The sequence below is a fragment of the Paraburkholderia phymatum STM815 genome (genome assembly GCF_000020045.1).
GTDB classification, from domain to species: domain Bacteria; phylum Pseudomonadota; class Gammaproteobacteria; order Burkholderiales; family Burkholderiaceae; genus Paraburkholderia; species Paraburkholderia phymatum.
Genome location: NC_010623.1, coordinates 1,406,488 through 1,425,389 on the forward strand (window position 1 = coordinate 1,406,488; position 18,902 = coordinate 1,425,389).

Genomic DNA, 18,902 nt, shown 5'->3' on the forward strand with positions numbered 1-18,902 from the left:
ATCCTGCGCGGCGAGTCGGAAAAAGCCAACGCGCCGCCAGAGGTAATCAAGCGGCGCGTTGTCATTTCTAGGATAATTCTGGTCCGCACTGCCAGTTTTTCAGATGACCACTTTCCCCACTCTCGACGCGTGGCTCACGCACCTGGAATCCGCCCACCCCGTCGGAATCGACATGGGCCTTGCGCGCATCAGCAAGGTGCGCGACGCGTTGCAACTGTCGTTCGCGTGCCCTGTGATTACCGTCGGCGGGACGAACGGCAAGGGCTCCACCTGCGCGATTCTCGAATCGGTCCTGCTGCGCGCCGGTTATAGCGTTGGCTGTCACACATCGCCGCATTTGCTGTCGTTCAACGAGCGCGCGCGTATCAACGGTGAAATGGCGACGGACGCGGAATTGCTGCCGCATTTCGAGGCCGTGGAAAGGGCGCGCCGGTCGCTGCCTGAGCCGGTTTCGCTAACGTATTTCGAGTTCACGACGCTCGCGATCATGCATCTGTTCGCCGAACGCGGCCTGGACGCGGTGATTTTCGAAGTCGGGCTGGGCGGGCGGCTCGACGCAGTGAATATTCTCAATACCGATTGCGCGATCATCACCAGCATCGACATCGATCACACCGACTTCCTCGGCGATACCCGCGACAAGATCGCGTTCGAGAAGGCGGGTATTTTCCGCTCGGGCAAGCCGGCAATTTGCGCCGATCCAGTTCCGCCGCAGACGCTGGTTGAGCACGCGGAGAAGATCGGCGCCGATTTGTGGCTTTTTGGGCGCGATTTCCGCTACGAAGCGCAACCCGGCAACGAGCGGCAGCAGTGGAGCTATATCGGACCGACGATGCGCCGCTCCGCACTCGCCTATCCCGCGCTGCGCGGAGCGAATCAGTTGATCAATACGACTGCCGCGCTCGCCGGGCTGGAAGCATTGCGTGACCGGCTCCCCGTGTCGGCGCAGGACATCCGTCTCGGCCTCGCGAACGTCGAACTGGCGGGGCGCTTCCAGGTCCTGCCGGGCAAACCGTCGATCGTGCTGGATGTGGGCCACAATCCGCACGCTGCCGCCGTGCTGGGCCAGAATCTGGGCAACATGGGCTACTTCCCGTACACGTATGCGGTATTTGGCTCGATGCGGGACAAGGACATCGCGGGTGTGCTGAGCCATTTGAAGGGCGAAATCGACCATTGGAACGTGACCGATCTGCCGACGCCGCGCGCCGCCAGCGCCGAAGAACTGGAAGCCGCACTGCGCGATGCGGGCGTTGTCGACGGACCGGACGGCGGTGTCAAGCGTTTCGCGACCCCGGCAGAAGCTTTCCAGGACGCGATAAAACGAGCCTCCGACAATGATAGAATTGTGGTTTTCGGCAGTTTCTATACGGTTGCAGGCGTGATGGCCTACCGTAAATCGCAGCAACACTGAACGCGCGGGCCTCGAACCAAGCCATTCATGGGTATTTTCTCGTTCGGCAAGAAAGACGACGCACCTACGCGGCGCGGCGCAAATTCCAGTCGCAGTGGTCGTGCTGAACGCGCGGAGCGGGTCGAACGGCGCAGCCGTCGTACGGAGCGTTCCGGCGACGCGGACGCGATGCTGCTCGATCCGACGCTTCCTGAAAAGCAGCGTGCACGACGCCGCCTCGTCGGCGCGATCGCGATGGTGATCGCCGCCGTCGTGATTCTGCCGATGGTGCTGGATTCGCATCCGAAGCCCGTCACCGACGACATTTCCATCGACATTCCGAACCGCCCCGCGTCGAAATCGCGCGCGGCGGAAGACACCGACACGCAGGCAGGCGTCGCGCCGGACAACCCGGCGGTACCGGATGCCGCCCTGGCGGCTTCGAATGTCGCTGCTGCATCGGGCACGGCAGCGTCGGGCGCTGTCGCGTCGCAACGCGGCAGCGACAGCAAGAATGCGCCGATCGCCGTGACACCGGCGAAGCCGCAGGCGCCCGCCATCGTCGCGAACGATACGCCGGCGCAGGCTGCCAAGCCCGCGGCGAAGCCGCAGGCCGAAGCGAAGCCCGCAGCAAAACCGGAACAGAAACCCGCAGCGTCTCAATCGACACAGACGGCGCAGGCAGCCGCCTCCGGGACCGAAACGGGCACGCCCGCGACGCCGCCTGGCAGCCGGTTCGCGGTCCAGCTCGGCGTGTTTCAGGACGACGCGAGCGCACATACGTGGGCGAACAAGTTGAAAGCGGCGGGCGTGCCCGCATATACGGAGCGTCGCAAGCAGGCTGACGGCTCTACCCGCACCCTGTTGCGCGCCGGTCCGTTCGCGGATCGTGCGGCGGCGTCGGCGGCGATCGCGAAGGTGCGCGAGGCCGGCCTGTCGTCGGGTGCGAACAACGGCACTGCGCAGTAATCCGGCGATGTTCACCGCGTTCGACTACGCTGTAATGGCGGTGATCGGGCTGTCGGCGCTGCGCGGCGGCTGGCGCGGCTTTTTGTCCGAAGTGTTCGGGCTGATCGGCTGGGTCGTTGCGTTTCTGGTGGCGGCGCGCTTCGTGGGGTTGCTGGTGCCCTTCGTGCCGGCGAACTGGCCGGGCGGCGCGCTGACGCAGTGGCTGATCGCGTTCGCGGCCATCGTGATCGGGGTGATCCTGGTGGCGAGCGTGGCAAACGCTTTGCTGCACCGGCTGGTGCAGGTGTCCGGCCTGGGCGGTGTGGACCGCTCGCTCGGACTGATGTTCGGCCTCGTACGCGGGGTCATATTGGTGCTTGTTCTGGTCGCCCTGGCTGGCTTGACCGAACTGCCCAAACAGGAATTCTGGCGCAACGCGCTGCTGCGGCCCTACGCCGAGCAGGGCGTGCGAGAGGTGAAGCCTCTGCTTCCCGAAACGCTCGCCGCCTACGTCCACGTGTAACGATCGCGTTGCACGCGAGGGGCGAAGGCGGATGACAAGGCGGGCCGATGGTGAAGCATGCAGGACCACGGCGCGCGCGGCTGTCTCGCAGGCAGGCCGCTCTGATCGAATTTCGTACCCTTTGAAGGACATGCCATGTGCGGCATCGTAGGCGTAGTTTCCCAGTCTCCCGTCAATCAGCTGCTGTATGACAGCCTGCTGCTGCTGCAGCACCGCGGCCAGGACGCGGCCGGCATCGCCACGGCGAACGGCAGCACTTTCCACATGCACAAGGCGAACGGCATGGTGCGCGACGTGTTCCGCACGCGCAACATGCGCAGTCTGCCCGGCACGAGCGGCATCGGCCAGGTGCGCTACCCGACGGCGGGCTCGGCGTCGAGCGAAGAGGAAGCCCAGCCGTTCTACGTGAACGCGCCGTTCGGCATCATCCTCGCGCACAACGGCAATCTGACCAACTGGCAGCAGCTGAAAGACGAGATGTTCCGCGTCGATCGCCGCCACATCAACACGAATTCCGACACGGAAGTGATGCTCAACGTGCTCGCGCACGAATTGCAGACTGCCAGCTCGGGCCTGCAGCTAGATCCGAACGCGCTGTTCAAGGCGGTATCGGGCGTGCACCGCCGCGTGCGCGGCTCGTACGCGATCGTGTCGCTGATTTCCGGCTACGGTCTGCTCGGCTTCCGTGACCCGTTCGGCATTCGTCCTCTGTGTATCGGCAAGCTGGAAACGGCGTCGGGCACGGAATGGATGCTGGCATCGGAATCGGTGGCGCTGGAAGGCATCGGTTTCGAATTCGTGCGCGACGTCGCACCGGGCGAGGCGATTTTCATCGACTTCGACGGCAACTTCCACGCGCAGCAGTGCGCGCCGAACGCGAGCCTGAACCCGTGCATTTTCGAGCTTGTGTATCTAGCGCGTCCCGATTCGGTACTCGACGGCGTACCCGTTTACAACGCGCGTCTGCGCATGGGCGACTATCTGGCCGAGAAAATTCTGCGCGAACTGCCGGAAGACGTGAAGATCGACGTGGTGATGCCGATTCCCGACTCGTCCCGCCCCGCCGCAATGCAGGTCGCCGCGAAGCTCGGCGTCGAATACCGCGAAGGCTTTTTCAAGAACCGTTACGTGGGCCGCACCTTCATCATGCCGGGCCAGGCCGTGCGCAAGAAGTCGGTGCGCCAGAAGCTGAACGCGATGGGCATCGAATTCAAGGGCAAGAACGTGCTGATCGTGGACGACTCCATCGTGCGCGGCACCACCTCGCATGAAATCGTGCAGATGGCGCGCGACGCGGGCGCCAGCAAGGTGATCTTCGCTTCGGCGGCGCCGCCGGTGAAGTTCCCGAACGTCTACGGCATCGACATGCCGACGCGCAGCGAACTCGTCGCGCATGGCCGTTCGGATGAAGAAGTGGCGCGCCTGATCGGTGCCGATTTCCTCGTATATCAGGACGTCGACGCGCTCAAGAACGCGGTTCGCGACATCAACCCGGCGTTGAAGGACTTCGAGGCATCGTGCTTCGACGGCAACTACATCACGGGCGACGTGACGACGGAATACCTCGACCGCATCGAATCCGCGCGTCTCGCTCCGTCCGCGCAATCGGACCGCGATGCCGCGAGCGAGGCGATGGACGGCGGCGCCGTGCGTTCGCAGTTGCATTTGCAGTTGTCGGTCGAGTAAGGCCGGAAGCATCACGCGAAGTTCGGCTTACGCCGTTTCGCGCTCACGAAGCCCGCTTATGCCGACGCAGAGCGGGCTTTTTTTATTGCGCTCGCGCGACGTCAGAAGAAACGGAATGGAACGGATATGGACGACTCCCTCGACTTCGACACACTCGCGGTCCGCTCCGGCACGTTGCGTAGCGAATTCGGCGAACATTCCGAGGCACTTTTTCTCACGTCGAGCTTTGTCTTTGCGAGTGCGGCGGAAGCCGCTGAGCGCTTTAAGAACTCCGAGGACTATTACACGTACTCCCGCTTCACGAATCCGACGGTGACGATGTTTCAGGAACGTCTCGCGGCGCTCGAAGGTGGCGAGGCGTGCATGGCGACGGCCTCTGGGATGAGTGCGATCATGTCGGTGGTGATGTCGGCGTTGCAGGCCGGCGATCACCTCGTCAGCTCGCAGAGTCTGTTCGGCTCGACGCTCGGCATGTTCTCGCAGATATTCACCAGGTTCGGCATCACGACGACCTTCGTCGATCCGACCGATCTCGACGCATGGAAGAACGCCGTTCGTCCCGAGACGAAAATGTTCTTCCTCGAAACCCCGTCGAACCCGTTGACCGAGGTCGCGGACATCGAGGCCATCAGCAAGATCGCGAAGTCCGCCAATGCGCTGTTCGTCGTCGACAACTGTTTTTGCAGCCCGGCGTTGCAACAGCCGCTGAAGCTCGGCGCGGATGTCGTGATGCACTCGGCGACCAAGTTCCTCGATGGACAAGGGCGAGTGCTCGGCGGCGCGCTGGTCGGCTCGAAGCCGTTCATCATGGAAAAGGTGTTCCCGTTCGTGCGCAGTGCGGGACCGACGCTGTCTGCGTTCAACGCGTGGATCTTGCTGAAGGGCATCGAGACGCTGTCGGTGCGCGTCGAGCGTCAGTCGGCCAATGCGCTCGAAATTGCGCGGTGGCTCGAAGGGCATCCGGCTGTCAAGCGCGTGTTCTACCCCGGTCTCGAATCGCATCCGCAGTACGAGATCGCGAAGCGTCAGCAGAAAGCGGGCGGGGCGATCGTGTCGTTCGAACTGAAGGGCGACACGCCAGAGCAGATGCGTGCGAATGCATGGCGCGTGATCGACGGCACGAAGATCTGTTCGATTACCGGCAACCTTGGCGATACGCGGACGACGATCACGCATCCTGCTTCCACGACGCATGGGCGTATTACCGCGGAAGCCCGCGCGGCGGCGGGTATTACCGAAGGGTTGATTCGTCTTGCTGTTGGTTTGGAGAATGCCGGGGATATTCGCGAGGATCTCGCGAGAGGATTGTAGTTTTTACTGTGTTCGTCTTCTTTGGCTGGCCCGGTTGTTGGTATCCACGTGATGTCATTTTGCTTCATGCGTTGACGTATACGCGGCAACGCATGAATACCGACACGACGTCGCGGATGTCAGCGCAGAGCCAACCACGACAATGACAACCGCGGCACACCCTCACCGCGAGCGCGTCTGCTTCCATTGCCCCGGGGCCATCCCAAAGCGCCGCGTGAATGCATGCGTAAAAGCGCTCTGATCACCAAACCCGACCGAGAGGGCAACGTCGGTCAAAGACCGGCCCGAATCCGCAAGCAAGGACACTGAAGTATCGAGCCGCAGCCGCTGCAAATACCGATGCGGCGTCTCACCGAACGCCTCGACAAACAGTTGATGAAACCGCCGCATACCGAACCCGCAATGCGCAGCTAGATCGGCAATGCGAAGCGGCTCACACAAATGCGCCCGCAACCATGCATCGATCCGCGCGAAATCGAGACCAGCGCCCGGCGCAGCATCCGCCGTGCCCATATCTTCGACGATCGCAGCACACAACCTTGCCGCCGCGTCCCAGTTGAAGCGCCGCCACGCGGCATCGCCATCGCTATACTCTGTCGCGCGGCTCGCGATACGCGAAACGAGTCCCGTCAGCGGCCCGTCGATAGAGACCGCGCGCGCCCGTTCGAACAAACGCCGCGGCACCGCGACAGAAGACGCGGGCAAGTCGAGCACGAGCTGCCGGTTCTCGCCGACGCCCGCATAGTCGTGCCGCGAACCGGCTGGAATGAGCCACGCGGCCGTCCGGTCGATTTCGTGCGCGATGCCGTCCACGGCCATCACCATCGACCCATCGAGACCGAGCACGATCTGGTCAAAGTCGTGCACGTCCGACGCCTCCACCGCGCCATAACGGCGCAGAGAAACGCTGGGCGCGTCGATGACGGCGTGGCTCATGTCACAAAACGTCGCTCGAATGCAGGAACGCTTAGACGTCGAGCAGTTCGACTTCGAACACGAGCGTGGCATTCGGCGGAATGACGCCGCCTGCACCGCGCACGCCGTAGCCGAGTTGCGGCGGAATGGTCAGCTTGCGTACGCCGCCGACCTTCATGCCCTGCACGCCTTCGTCCCAGCCCTTGATGACCATGCCGCCGCCCAGCACGAACGCAAACGGGTCGTTACGGTCCTTGCTCGAATCGAACTTCTGCCCGTCCGTCAGCCAGCCGGTGTAATGAACGCTGACCGTCTGGCCCGCCTTCGCTTCCGCACCCGTGCCTTCCTTCAGGTCTTCGTACTTGAGGCCCGACTCAGTGGTGACAGTCATGCGATGCTCCTTGTAATCGTCCGAAACCACTATTGTAGGCTGGTTGTCATACCTTCGCGAAGATTGGCCGAACAGCCATGCCTATAATGTTCAGACCGCAACCAACGATGTACCGTCAACAAGGATGTCGATCGTGACCCCGTCTACCCCGTCTTCTTCCGGCAGCAACGAGGAGATGCCCGCTGTCACCGAGCGAACCGCGCGACGCAGCGCCGAAACGGCGCTCTTTATGCGCGATCACGTGCTGTCGCTCGTGTCGCACGACCTGCGCAGTCCGCTGAACGCCATTCATAGCTGGGCTTATGTGCTCGACCGCAAGATCGATGCAAAGGACACCACCGCGCAACGCGCGCTGGAAGGCATTCGCAACGGTGTCGACCAGCAGGTGAAGCTGCTCGAATCGATCGTCGATACGACGCGCGCAGAGACGAAGGCGCTCGCGTTGAAGCGCGCGCCGTTCGCGCTGCGTCCATTGCTCGACGAAACCATCGGCGACGTGCGCGAAGGGCTCGCCGCGCGACGCGGGATCGTGCTCGCGCTGAATACGCCGCTCGCTGCACAGCAGATGGACGGTGATCGGGAACGTCTCGCCGCTGCGTTGTGGCTGCTCGTCACGTTCGCCGTAGAAGCGAGCGCGAGCGGCACGACGGTCACGCTGGACGCAGACGTCGATACCGCGACGCTGCGCGCCACCGTTTCCTGGCAGGCGACCCCTGCCGCGCTGACGGACCCGGCGCTGCCTCATGTGCTCGAAAATTTTGCGCGCGCGCAAGCCACGCACCCTCGCGAAGCCGGCCGCATTTCGTGGGTGCTGGCGCTCTGCAAGCGCGTTGCCGAAGCGCACGACGGTGCGTTCGAACAGGGCGAATTTGCCGACGGCCAATCTTCCACGCTCAAGTTTCGCGCGTCGCTCGCGGGCGCGTGAGCGCACACATAGAAGCGCGCGTGGCCTGGCCGCATGGCCAGTTCATGTGCGCACATCGCTTTCGCGTGCCTTTCGCGCTCTATACTGACGGCTTTTGTTGCCGGAGTTCTTCGCTTTGATCCAGGTCGTCGCCCTCATTGGCGCGTTGTTCCTCGTTGCGCTCAACGGTTTCTTTGTCGCCGCCGAATTCGGTCTCGTCAAGCTGCGGCAGACGCGCGTCCAGACGCTCGCGGAGAAGCACGGCTTGCGCGGCAAGTTGCTTGCGAAAGTGCATGGCCGCCTGGATGCCTACCTGTCCGCTTGTCAGCTCGGCATTACGCTCGCATCGCTGGGGCTTGGCTGGATCGGCGAACCGGCGTTTGCCGAACTGCTGAACCCGGTGTTCCATCTGCTCGGCATCCAGAACGAGCAGTTGATTCACGGCATTTCGTTGTTCTTCGCGTTCTCGTGCATTTCGTTTCTGCACATCGTGGTCGGCGAACTGGCGCCGAAGTCGCTGGCCATTCGTCAAGCCGAGCAGATTTCGCTGTGGTGCGCGATGCCGCTGTACGGTTTCTATTGGGCGATGTATCCCGCCATCTGGGTGCTGAACACGAGCGCAAACGCAGTGCTGCGCATAGCCGGTCTGGCCGCCGATCACGGCGGCGACGCGCATTATTCGACGGACGAACTCAAGCTGATTCTGCGCGGCGGCCGCGCAAGCGCCACGAACAAACTCGACGCACCCAAAGACACCTATTCGCAAGACGAATGGAACACCATCGCGCATTCGCTCGATTTTTCGCGCATGACCGTGTCCGACCTGATGCGGCCCGCGCATGAACTCGTGAGCCTGCGCCGCGATCTGTCATGGCGCGACAACATGCAGATCGTCGCGCGTCATCGTTTCAGCCGTTATCCGTTGCTCGAAGATGCGACGGGCGAACGTGTCGCGGGCACGATTCACCTGAAGGACCTGCTGCTCGCGCGCCACGCGGGCAGCACGCTTGACGACCTGACGCGCTTCGTGCGTCCCGTGCAGTACGTGAAGCCCGACATGCCCGCGCTGGAACTCTTCCGGCGCTTTCGCAAGGGCGCGCCGCATCTCGCGCTGGTCGGCAAGAAGAACGCGAAGCCGATCGGCTTTCTGACGCTCGACAACCTGCTGGGTGCGCTGGTCGGCCAGATCCACGACGAGTTCCGCCAGGGCGACGCGGACTGGACGCGCATGGACGACGGCACGTTGATGGGCAAGGGCAGCCTGCCCGTCGTGTCGCTGGAACGGGCGCTCGGCATCGACATCGACGAAGGCAGTGCCGAGTCGGTCGGCGGTCTCGTGATCAACGCGCTCGCCGATTTGCCCGAAGAAGGGCAGCGTGTGGAGTTCGACCGTTTCGACGTGGTCGTCAAACGAATGAAGGGCCCGCGTATCGTGCTCGTGCGCGTCTATCCAAAGACTTTCGACGACGAAGGCGGCTGATCTTCACACACGCGGCACACCATCCTCGACGAGCACCGCAACGGGCATCGTTGTCAGCGCTTCGCGCAGATAGAGCAGCCCTGTATCCTCTACCTTCGGCGCGGCAGGGCTCAGCCAGTCGAACAGCGCACGGCCGAACAGCTCTTCGGGCATCTGCACGGCCGTGTCGTCCCACGCGATCGGATCGACGAGCGGCACGTCGTTGCCAGGATCGAGCAACGCCATTGCAAGCCGCGTCGCGATCACCACTGCCCAGCAGTTGCCCTGACGCCGCGCGAACGCGATCGCGCGTTGCGCGTGTTTGCCTTGCACCGTGAGCGGCAGATAGCTGCCGTTGCTCAGCAATTCCGGAATCTGCATCCGCAGCGCAAGCATTCGCTGGATGATCGCGAGTTTTACGCGGCCGTCGTGCCATTCGGCGAGATAGTCGGAAGGCGGGGCTTCGCCGAGCATCTTCTGACGCTGCGCGAAATCGACGGGCCGGCGGTTGTCGGGATCGACGAGGCTGAAATCCCAAAGTTCGGTGCCCTGATAAAGATCGGGCACGCCGGGCGACGCAAGACGCAGCACGGTCTGCAGCAGGCTGTTCACCACGCCCGCCCGGCCGATGCGCGCGACGAACGCGCTCAGCTCGCGCAGAAATCCATCGCGGCGCTGCGGCGCGAGAATGTCGAAAAGGAACTCGCGGCAGCCGTTTTCGAAGGCTTCATCGGGCGCGAGCCACGTTGTGCGCAGCTTGGCTTCGCGCAACGCCTTCAGCTGCCATTGCGCGACGCGTTCTGCGAGCGCCTTGATGCCGGCCTGGTCGTCGGGCGAAAGACCGGGCGGCCAGCAGCCGACCAGCGTCTGATACAGCACCGCCTCGGCGGCAGGACCGGGCGCCCAGTCGTCGGCGCTGCCGTTCAGGGCGCGTCGATGCGGCGTGTTCAAAGTCGTCCACGCATGCAGCGTCGCAATCCAGTCATCGGCGATTTCGCTCAGCACGGCAAGCCGCGCGCGGGTGTCCTCGCCACGCTTGTGATCATGCGTCGCCGTCGCCAGCATCGCGTGCGGAAAGCGCCGCGCGCGCTCCTGATTGCCCGCGTGAAACTGCTCGACCGTCAACGCGAATTCGCCCGGGTCCGCGCCCACTTCGCAGCGCGACAGCAGACGCCCATAGCGGTAGCACGCCGTGTCTTCGATCGCCTTCGCGGCGACGGGCGCGGTCAGTTGCGAGAAAACTGTCTGCACGGTGCGGCGCGCTGACGTGGTGTGGTTGATCGGATTGGCATTGCCGTTCGGCTGTGTGCTATAGGCAGCGCCGCGTCCGCTGCCGTTCTCGTCCGCACCGCTGCCGAGCCACGCATCAACGCGCGCTAGCACGCCATGATCGGCACGCGACACCGTCTGCCGCGCGGCCTCCAGCGCAATGTCGAAATACGCGTTGTCGGCCGCACTGCGCAGGCCGTTCTGCGTATAAATGCGATAGACGGGAAAGTGCGCGGCGAGCTCGTTTGTCACGCGGCGGATCGCCGTGTAGGTGAAGTCGCGCGTGGTGATGCTGTCGCGCGCTAGCCGATGCAGCGCGCGCGACACGCGATCGAGTTCGGCGGGCAGATTCTCGGCGAGGATCTTGCGCCGCGCGGGCAGCGCTTCGTCGGCGAAATTCGCGGGGCGGCCGCTCAGTTCGGCCCATGCTTCGGCGAGCGGCGCGGCGCCCGCCGGATCGTGCAGCAACGCGCCCGCATCGTTCATGAAGTCGTAGCCTGTCGTGCCGTCCACCGGCCAGTCGTCGCGCAGTGCTTCGCCGCGTCCGAGAATTTTTTCGACGACGATATAGGGCGTCGTGCCCTCGCGCAGTTCCGCCAGCCGTTGACGCAGCCGCTGCGTGTATTCGCGCGGCTCCGCAAGTCCGTCGACGTGATCGACCCGCAGGCCGTCGATCACACCTTCTGCATAGAGCCGGAAGACGAGCGCGTGCACGGCGTCGAACACCTCGGCGCGCTCGACGCGCACGGCCGCGAGCGTGCTGATATCGAAGAAACGCCGCCAGTTCACTTCGTCCGATGCGGTGCGCCACCACGCGAGCCGGAAATGCTGGCGCTCGATCAGTCGGTGCAGGCGGTCGCGCGTGACGGGGTCGGTCGGCGAATATGCTTCGAGCACGAACTCGATCGCCGACGCGCCGTTCTGCCGCACGAATTCGCGCAGCGCTTCGCGGCCCGCAGCGGCGCGCGGATGATCGGCGGGCTGCGTGGTGACAGGCGCGAAGCGGTCGGCGAGCGCGCTGAGATCGGCGCGATCCGCCGACTGCAGGATCGCCGCGTAATCGATTGGACATACGGGGCACTCATGCTCGGCATAGACGATATTGAAGCGCCCGTTGTCGGCATCGAAGCGCAACGCGATGCGGCCCGCGAACAGTTCGTCGCCATACGACGCGCCGAGCACGGGCATCAGCACCTTGCCGCGCAGCGCCGGATCGGGCGAGTGCCAGTCGACATCGAAGTAGCGCGCAAACGCGCTATGGCGGCCCCATTCGAGGATGTCCTGCCACCACGCGTTATGTTTGCTCACGCCCATGTGATTCGGCACGATGTCAACGATCAGGCCCATGCCGAGTTCGTGCAACTTGTCGGCGAGGCGCCGCAAGCCTTGCTCGCCGCCGCATTCGGCGCTCACCTGGCCGTAGTCGACCGTGTCGTAGCCGTGCGTCGAGCCCGGCGTGGCTGTCGTAATGGGCGATGCGTACAGATGGCTCACGCCGAGCGCGGCGAAATAGTCGACGTGCGCGAGCGCATCGTCGAATGTGAAGTCGCGATGGAACTGAAGCCGGAGCGTGGCGCGTGGAACGGTCATGGCGTATCTGGCAACGAGGAAGCTGAAGTTGAGTCGATGCGCGCCTGCTCGATCGCGAGCAGACGGTCGCAAAACGTTTCGTCGGCGAAGAGCGCGTCGACGGGCTGGATCACGCGGCGCCGCCAGTTCGGATGCTCGTCGATCGAGCCAGGCAAATTCGGCTGATCCGCGAGACCGAGCAGATCTTCGAGCGGATACGTGACGAGCGGCGACGGGGTCGCGGCGACAAACGCGAGCGCCTCGTCGACGGGCGCGTCCTCGGGCGGCGGCGGTTCGACATCGGGCGCGGCGATGCCTGCTTGCTGGAACGCCTTCCACAACGCGGCGCGATCGTCGTCGCGTTCGGCTTGCGCGAGCGCGACGGGGTCACGCCCGTCGGCGCGCACGGCCGTCTGCCCGACGCGGTTGCGCCACACGATGTCCTCGCCGCGCCACCAGCCGGTGACAGTCGGGAGATCGTGCGTGGTCGTCGTGGCGACGGCGCCCCGGTCCCACTCGGATGGCGCCATGAAGCCCTTGCCATCCTTCGTGCGCTCGAACCACAGCACGCGGATGCCCGCCAGGCCATGTTCGCGGAGCCGCTCGCGGAAGCCCGGCGGCACGGTGCCGAGGTCTTCGCCGATCACGATCGCGCGATGCCGCCACGATTCGAGTGCGATGAGCCGCAGCATGTCTTCGAGCGGATAGCGCAAGTACGCGCCGTTCTTCGCGGGCTGACCTTCGGGCACGAGCCACAGACGCCGCAACCCGAGAATGTGATCGATGCGGATGCCGCCCGCGCTGGCGAAAGCGGCGCGCAGCATGTCGATGAACGCTGAGAAGCCCTGCGTGCGCATCGCGCGCGGCGAAAACGTAGTGAGGCCCCAAGCCTGCCCCGCCTGGTTGAAGAGATCGGGCGGCGCACCGACGGACACGCCATGCAGCATGTCGTCGCGATACGACCACGCATGCGAGCCCGCGCTATCGCAACCGACAGCGAGATCCGCGATCAGGCCGATCGCCATGCCCGCATCGCGCGCTGCATGCTGCGCGTGCGACAGTCCTTTCGACGCCAGCCATTGCAGAAACAGATGAAACTCGACTTCGTGCCGGTGCTCGTTCGCGAACGCTTCGACTTCGGGGCTGCGCGGGTCTTGCAGCGCGTCGGGCCACTTGCGCCAATACCCGTCGCCATCGTGCTGCAACTGGAACGCGTGCAGTGCCTCGAAGCGCGCATGGTCTTCCAGCGCGCGTCCGCCGCGCTCGCAGAAGCCGTGAAATTCCAGCGCGCGCGGCGAGTCCTGTGCGCGGTCGTTTGCGCAGAAGCGCTCGAACAGCACGCGCAGCGTCTTGAGCTTCAACGGCGTCGCCGTCTTCCAGTCGATCAGCGGCGCTCCTTCGAGCTTCGTCCATGCCTCGATGCCTCCCGCTGCATCGAGCGCGGCCTGTGCGGCTTGCGCGCCGAACATGGCGGCAGGATCGATGTGCGTGACGTTCAGCCACAAGCGCGAGGACGGCGAATATGGACTGAACGACCCGGGCAACGCGCTGAACATCGCGTGGGTCGGGCTGATCGCGAGCGCATGCGCACCGCGTTTCGCGCTTTCGATCGCGAGCGTGGTCAGGGCGGTGTAATCGCCGATGCCGCCGTCGCCCACGCGCCGCAGCCCGTAGATTTGCGCTGCAATGCCCCACAGCGGCGGCGGCTTCTTGCCGTCGCCGTGCATCGTCTGCCATGCGTCGGCGACCGTGTAGCACTGCGCAGGCGCGACGGCGAGCGTCATCCGATGATCGTTGAGCACGAGCGTGTGATAACCCGGTTCGTCGATCGGCGAGAGCAGAGCCGCTTCGCCTTTGGGCGCCGTGAAGCGTCCGTCGATCACCGCGCCGCTTTCCAGTTCGATCCGGTAGTGACTGCCCGACTTCACCGCGGCCGCGGGCAGCGCGATGCCGCGTCCGCATTCGACCGTCATCAACGGCGGCAGCTTGCGGCCGGACAGTTCGGCTTCGAGAGTCGCGGCGCTCTGGCGGATCTGCGTGGCGTTGCCGCAAGGCAGGCCCATGCGCTCGAGCAGTACGGCGAGCGTGCTGTCGGGCACGCGCTGTTTTTCGCGATGCGCGTCTTCCCACTCGACTTCGAAGCCGGCGCGTGCGGCGAGCATGTCGATGGAAATGCCGGGGCGTCGTGTCGTGGCCACGCGTGTCACTCCTCTTGAACGTGCTTGCGCGCGTCATGGCCGACCGCGTATTGGCTGACGTCGCCCGTCAGCCACGCGACGAATGCGTTCGACGGCAACTCGCCCGCGTCGACGCGATCGCGCACGCGCGGCGGCGTTTCGAAGATCACCTTGCCTGCGGGACACTCGTCGAGCCGCACGGCGTCCTTGCCGAGATTCAGTGCGATCGACAGCGTCTCGCCGTCGGCGAGCTTCCAGCGCGCGACGAGCGCGTCCGCTTCGCGTGCGCCAGAAGCCTCGAGCACGGTCGCGCCAAGCGGCCTCGCGTGCTTTAGACGCGGCGCGATCAGCTTGGCGCGCACGGCGAGCGCGGACTTGTAGAAATGCATCCAGTCGAGCGCATCCTTGTGCTCGGGCGAATCGCCGCGACGTTCGACGGGCGACGATATGGCGAGCGTCTGCCGATCGTTTGGATCGGGGATCAGCGCGCGGCGCTTTTCGTCGGCAAACGCGGAAAAGCGTGCGAACTCTTTGCGGCGCCCTTCGCGCACGGCATCCGCGAGATCGCCGGTGTAGTCGGTGAAGAACAGGAACGGCTGTGTCGAGCCGTACTCTTCGTCCATGAACAGCAGCGGTATTTGCGGCGACAGCAGCAACAGGCCCGTCGCGGCGCGCAGCGCGTCGTCGGAGCAAAGCGAGCGCAGACGCTCACCCATTGCGCGATTGCCGACCTGGTCGTGGTTTTGCAGAAACAGCACGAACGAAGCGGGCGGCAGATGGCCGCTGGGCTGGCCGCGCGGCTTGCCGTCGTGAATCGGCGAAGGGTCGCCCTGATAGCCGAAACCGCTGCCCAGAATTCTCGCGAGCTTCTGTATCGGCCGGTCGGCGTAGGCGGCGTAATAGCCTTCGTGTTCGCCCGTCAGCAGCACGTGCAGCGTGTTGTGCCCGTCGTCGTTCCATTGCGCGGTGAAATGCGTGTCGAGCAGGCTCGCCGTATTGCGCTCGTTTTCCAGCACGAGATGCACATGGCGGCCATGTTGCACATGCGCGCGCACGTGATCGGAAAAACTGCGCAGCCAGTCGTCGTTGTCGATCGCATGCACGGCGTCGAGGCGCAGGCCGTCGAAGCGATATTCGTTCAGCCAGTACAGCGCGTTGTCGCAGAAGAACTCGCTCACTTCGCTGCGTGCGAAGTCGATGGCGGGGCCCCACGGCGTGTGCGTGCCCTCGCGGAAGAACGGCTTTGCGTACTGCTGGAGATAATTGCCGTCCGGGCCGAAGTGGTTGTAGACGACATCGAGAAACACGGCTAGACCGTGACCGTGCGCGGCGTCGATCAGCGCTTTCAGTTCGTCGGGGCGCCCATATGCGGAGTCGGGCGCATACGGCAGCACACCGTCGTAGCCCCAGTTGCGCGTGCCGGAGAAATCGTTGAGCGGCATCAGTTCGATCGCGGTGACGCCGAGCGCGGCGATCGCGGGCAGGCGCTTCATCACGCCGGCATAGCCGCCCAGCGCGCCGACATGCAGCTCGTACAGCACCGTTTCTTCCCACGGGCGGCCGCACCAGTTCGTGTGCTGCCACGCGTATGCGCGCGGATCGATCACTTCGCTGGGTCCGTGCACGTCTTGCGGCTGGAAGCGCGACGCGGGGTCGGGGATCAGCAGCGCGCCGTCGAGCTTGTACCGATACAGCGTGCCCGCGCTACAGTCGATTTCGGCCTCGAACCAGCCGTTGCCCGTCGGGCTCATATCGTGCGTGCCCGAGGCCTGCTCGCCCTGGCCGCTTTCGACGGCGAGCTGCACCTTTGCGCACGAAGGCGCCCACAGCCGGAAGCGCGTGCGCGGCTTCGCGCCCGTCGCACCGAGCAGTTGCGCGCCGAACGGCAGGCAGTGCGCGTAATGATGCGCGTGAGGGTCGATCGGACGTTCATGCATGTTTGTCACCATTCGTCGGCACGCTGACGGATGTACGCATTCGTACAGTCAGCATCGGCATTCATTCGATAGCAGCACGCGCACGTCTAGCCGGACTGTTCCGGTTCCGGCATCGACGTGCCCGGGTCCGGCGGCAGCGCCGTCAACAGACGCGGACCGTACTGCGCGCCCGCGCGCCAGCTCGCCTGCCAGTCCGCGTCGCCCGTGGGCTGCGCAGCGAGCACGACCATGCTGTGCGCGGCCACTTCCAGATCGGGCGTGGCGAGCGGCGCGGGCGGCGCCTCGGGGTCCGCCGTATCCAGCAGCACATGCCATTCCAGGTGCGGCGGAGGCGGCGTGAAACGCACAGCCGTCGCGGCTGCGTTCAACATCATCAACAATACTTCCGTTTCTCCGTTCAGCCCCGCGCCTGCGCGCCGCAGCGTGAACGCTCGGCCTTCCGGGTCCTGCCATGCTTCGATGGTCAGCGCTTCGCCGTGCTCGTCGAACCACCCGACGTCATAGAGCCCGGGCAATACTTCGCGATCGCCAAACAGGAAGCGGTTTTCGCGCAGCAGCGGATGCAGCTTTCGCAACGCGATGATGCGCGCGAAAAACATAGTCATTTTGCGCCCGTGTGGGAGGGCGGCACGTTCCCAATCTATCCAGGAAATTTCGTTATCCTGGCAGTACGCGTTGTTGTTGCCGCGCTGCGTGCGGCCCATTTCGTCGCCGGCGAGCATCATCGGCGTGCCGAGCGCGACGAACAGCGTCGCGATCAGCGAACGGGACACACGCTCTCGCGTTTCGGCGATGGCGGGCTCATCGGTGGGACCTTCGACGCCCCAGTTCGAGCCGAAGTTCTCGTTGTGCCCGTCGTTGTTGTTTTCGTTGTTGGCCTCGTTGTGCTTGTGCGAGTACGACACGAGATCGGCGAGCGTGAAGCCGTCGTGCGACGTGACGAAGTTGATCGACGCCGTCGGCTTGCGAAAACGCCGGTTGAACAGATCCGCCGATCCCGTCAGGCGCGCGGCGAGATCGGGACGCATGCCGGCGTCGCCGCGCCAGAAGCGCCGCACGGAGTCGCGGAAACGGTCGTTCCATTCGCTCACGCCGGGCGGATGATTGCCGAGCTGATAGCCGCCCGGCCCGATGTCCCACGGTTCGGAGATCAGCTTGCGTTGCGACAGGATGGGGTCTTGCCGGAGCGCGTCGAAGAAGCCCGAACCGGGATCGAAACCCGAATGCTCGCGGCCGAGCGTGACGCCGAGATCGAAACGGAAGCCGTCGATATTGAAAGCCGTCGACCAGTAGCGCAGCGAGTCCATCACCATTTGCAGCACGCGCGGATGGGGCAGGTTGAGGGTGTTGCCGCAGCCCGTGTCGTTGATGTGATGGCGCTCGTCGCCTGGGATGAGGCGGTAATAGCTGGCGTTGTCGAGTCCTCGCCACGACACGGTAGGGCCCATTTCATTGCCTTCGCATGTGTGGTTGTAGACGACGTCGAGTATCACCTCGATTCCCGCCGCGTGCAGTTGACGGACGGCGATGCGCATTTCATCGAGCCGGTGTGCCGACAGATACGACGGCTCGGGCGCAAAGAACGCGGCCGTGTTGTAGCCCCAGTAGTTGCGCAGCCCGCGCTCGACGAGGAAGCGGTCGTTCAGGAATGCGTGCACGGGCAGCAGTTCGACGGCCGTGACGCCGAGCTTCAGCAGATGTTCGATGAATTCCGGCGATGCGAGTGCGGCGAACGTGCCGCGTTCGGGCGCGCGGAGATCCTTGCGCAACATCGATGCACCGCGCACGTGGGTCTCGTAGATGACGGTTTCGCTCCACGGCACGTTGGGGCGTGTGTCGTGCGACCAGTCGAACGCTTCGTCGACGACGACGCATTTGGGCATGGCGGGCGCCGAGTCGCGTCGGTCGATCGAGAGATCCATTCTGTTCGAATGCACGCGATAGCTGAACAGCGCATCGGACCATCGAAACTGGCCGACGAGCTTGCGTGCGTACGGGTCGAGCAACAGCTTGTGCGGATTGAAGCGATGCCCGTGTTGCGGTTGGTACGGGCCGTGCGCCCTGAAGGCGTAGACCGTGCCGGGGTGTGCGTGCGGCAGGTAGCCGTGCCAGACTTCGTCGGTGCATTCGGGAAGCGCATAGCGCTTCAGTTCTTTTCTGCCTGTCGGCTCGAAGAGGCAGAGCTCGATACGTTGAGCGTTCGCCGAGAACACGGCGAAGTTCACGCCCAGTCCGTCCCAGCTCGAACCCAGCGGGTAGGGATTGCCCGGCAACAGACGGTCAGGAAGTACGTGCGACATGGCAAATCCTGTTTTGTTTTTTAAGCTTTAGAAGCGGTCTTTTACTTTGCCCTCTTGGTTACGGTTTGCCTTCTGTTCTGGCTGTGAGATTCTCTGTTTTGTCGGCGGGTGCAGATGGTT

Annotated in this window: 13 protein-coding genes; 7 read left to right on the top strand and 6 right to left on the bottom strand. The window is 64.4% G+C overall.

All coding sequences use genetic code 11. From position 1 onward, the window contains the following. Positions 1-103: 103 nt before the first annotated feature. From folC to BPHY_RS22040, 5 genes are all read left to right on the top strand, one after another. Positions 104-1,414, top strand: a complete 1,311-nt coding sequence (folC, locus tag BPHY_RS22020; protein WP_012403666.1) for a bifunctional tetrahydrofolate synthase/dihydrofolate synthase — start codon at positions 104-106, stop codon at positions 1,412-1,414. Positions 1,415-1,441: 27 nt separating this feature from the next. After that, positions 1,442-2,362, top strand: a complete 921-nt coding sequence (locus BPHY_RS22025) for an SPOR domain-containing protein (RefSeq protein WP_012403667.1) — start codon at positions 1,442-1,444, stop codon at positions 2,360-2,362. 7 nt (positions 2,363-2,369) lie between these two features. Further along, positions 2,370-2,864, top strand: coding sequence for a CvpA family protein (locus BPHY_RS22030; RefSeq protein ID WP_012403668.1), 495 nt, complete (start codon positions 2,370-2,372; stop codon positions 2,862-2,864). Positions 2,865-2,999: 135 nt separating this feature from the next. After that, on the top strand, positions 3,000-4,550 hold the full coding sequence (purF, locus tag BPHY_RS22035) for an amidophosphoribosyltransferase (protein WP_012403669.1): 1,551 nt from the start codon (positions 3,000-3,002) through the stop codon (positions 4,548-4,550). A 126-nt stretch (positions 4,551-4,676) separates the two neighbouring features. Further along, entirely contained in the window at positions 4,677-5,861 is a 1,185-nt protein-coding gene (locus BPHY_RS22040; protein WP_012403670.1) for an O-succinylhomoserine sulfhydrylase, read from the top strand. Positions 5,862-6,023: 162 nt separating this feature from the next. Here the strand turns inward: BPHY_RS22040 and BPHY_RS22045 are convergent, their stop codons facing one another. Both BPHY_RS22045 and BPHY_RS22050 read right to left on the bottom strand, forming a co-directional pair. Next, entirely contained in the window at positions 6,024-6,797 is a 774-nt protein-coding gene (locus BPHY_RS22045; RefSeq protein ID WP_012403671.1) for an AraC family transcriptional regulator, read from the bottom strand. A gap of 31 nt (positions 6,798-6,828) precedes the next feature. Next, positions 6,829-7,167 carry an FKBP-type peptidyl-prolyl cis-trans isomerase gene (locus BPHY_RS22050; RefSeq protein WP_012403672.1) on the bottom strand — a complete coding sequence of 113 codons (339 nt, stop codon included), beginning with the start codon at positions 7,165-7,167 and terminating at the stop codon, positions 6,829-6,831. A 124-nt stretch (positions 7,168-7,291) separates the two neighbouring features. Here BPHY_RS22050 and BPHY_RS22055 point away from each other — a divergent pair, with 124 nt between their 5' ends. Beyond that, positions 7,292-8,092 carry a sensor histidine kinase gene (locus BPHY_RS22055; RefSeq protein WP_012403673.1) on the top strand — a complete coding sequence of 267 codons (801 nt, stop codon included), beginning with the start codon at positions 7,292-7,294 and terminating at the stop codon, positions 8,090-8,092. Positions 8,093-8,207: 115 nt separating this feature from the next. Continuing rightward, positions 8,208-9,551, top strand: a complete 1,344-nt coding sequence (locus BPHY_RS22060; protein WP_012403674.1) for a hemolysin family protein — start codon at positions 8,208-8,210, stop codon at positions 9,549-9,551. Positions 9,552-9,554: 3 nt separating this feature from the next. Here the strand turns inward: BPHY_RS22060 and treY are convergent, their stop codons facing one another. The 4 genes from treY to glgX form a co-directional block, all read right to left on the bottom strand. Continuing rightward, positions 9,555-12,389 (bottom strand): malto-oligosyltrehalose synthase, encoded by a 2,835-nt coding sequence (gene treY / locus BPHY_RS22065; RefSeq protein ID WP_012403675.1) that lies wholly within the window; start codon positions 12,387-12,389, stop codon positions 9,555-9,557. Beyond that, positions 12,386-14,530, bottom strand: a complete 2,145-nt coding sequence (gene malQ, locus BPHY_RS22070; RefSeq protein ID WP_176061925.1) for a 4-alpha-glucanotransferase — start codon at positions 14,528-14,530, stop codon at positions 12,386-12,388. Before malQ ends, treY begins: the two co-directional genes overlap by 4 nt. A gap of 41 nt (positions 14,531-14,571) precedes the next feature. Beyond that, a complete protein-coding gene (gene treZ / locus BPHY_RS22075; protein WP_012403677.1) occupies positions 14,572-16,482 on the bottom strand; it encodes a malto-oligosyltrehalose trehalohydrolase in 1,911 nt (636 codons plus the stop codon). 86 nt (positions 16,483-16,568) lie between these two features. Beyond that, entirely contained in the window at positions 16,569-18,782 is a 2,214-nt protein-coding gene (glgX, locus tag BPHY_RS22080; protein WP_012403678.1) for a glycogen debranching protein GlgX, read from the bottom strand. Positions 18,783-18,902 lie beyond the last annotated feature (120 nt).

Bases quoted from the DNA above. Each gene is read 5' to 3' on its own strand.
- glgX (WP_012403678.1), bottom strand. From the start codon at position 18,782: ATGTCGCACGTACTTCCTGACCGTCTGTTGCCGGGCAATCCCTACCCG.
- BPHY_RS22025 (WP_012403667.1), top strand. From the start codon at position 1,442: ATGGGTATTTTCTCGTTCGGCAAGAAAGACGACGCACCTACGCGGCGC.
- BPHY_RS22045 (WP_012403671.1), bottom strand. From the start codon at position 6,797: ATGAGCCACGCCGTCATCGACGCGCCCAGCGTTTCTCTGCGCCGTTAT.
- BPHY_RS22050 (WP_012403672.1), bottom strand. From the start codon at position 7,167: ATGACTGTCACCACTGAGTCGGGCCTCAAGTACGAAGACCTGAAGGAA.
- purF (WP_012403669.1), top strand. From the start codon at position 3,000: ATGTGCGGCATCGTAGGCGTAGTTTCCCAGTCTCCCGTCAATCAGCTG.
- BPHY_RS22055 (WP_012403673.1), top strand. From the start codon at position 7,292: ATGTCGATCGTGACCCCGTCTACCCCGTCTTCTTCCGGCAGCAACGAG.
- folC (WP_012403666.1), top strand. From the start codon at position 104: ATGACCACTTTCCCCACTCTCGACGCGTGGCTCACGCACCTGGAATCC.
- treZ (WP_012403677.1), bottom strand. From the start codon at position 16,482: ATGCATGAACGTCCGATCGACCCTCACGCGCATCATTACGCGCACTGC.
- BPHY_RS22030 (WP_012403668.1), top strand. From the start codon at position 2,370: ATGTTCACCGCGTTCGACTACGCTGTAATGGCGGTGATCGGGCTGTCG.
- BPHY_RS22040 (WP_012403670.1), top strand. From the start codon at position 4,677: ATGGACGACTCCCTCGACTTCGACACACTCGCGGTCCGCTCCGGCACG.
- malQ (WP_176061925.1), bottom strand. From the start codon at position 14,530: ATGCTCGCCGCACGCGCCGGCTTCGAAGTCGAGTGGGAAGACGCGCAT.
- treY (WP_012403675.1), bottom strand. From the start codon at position 12,389: ATGACCGTTCCACGCGCCACGCTCCGGCTTCAGTTCCATCGCGACTTC.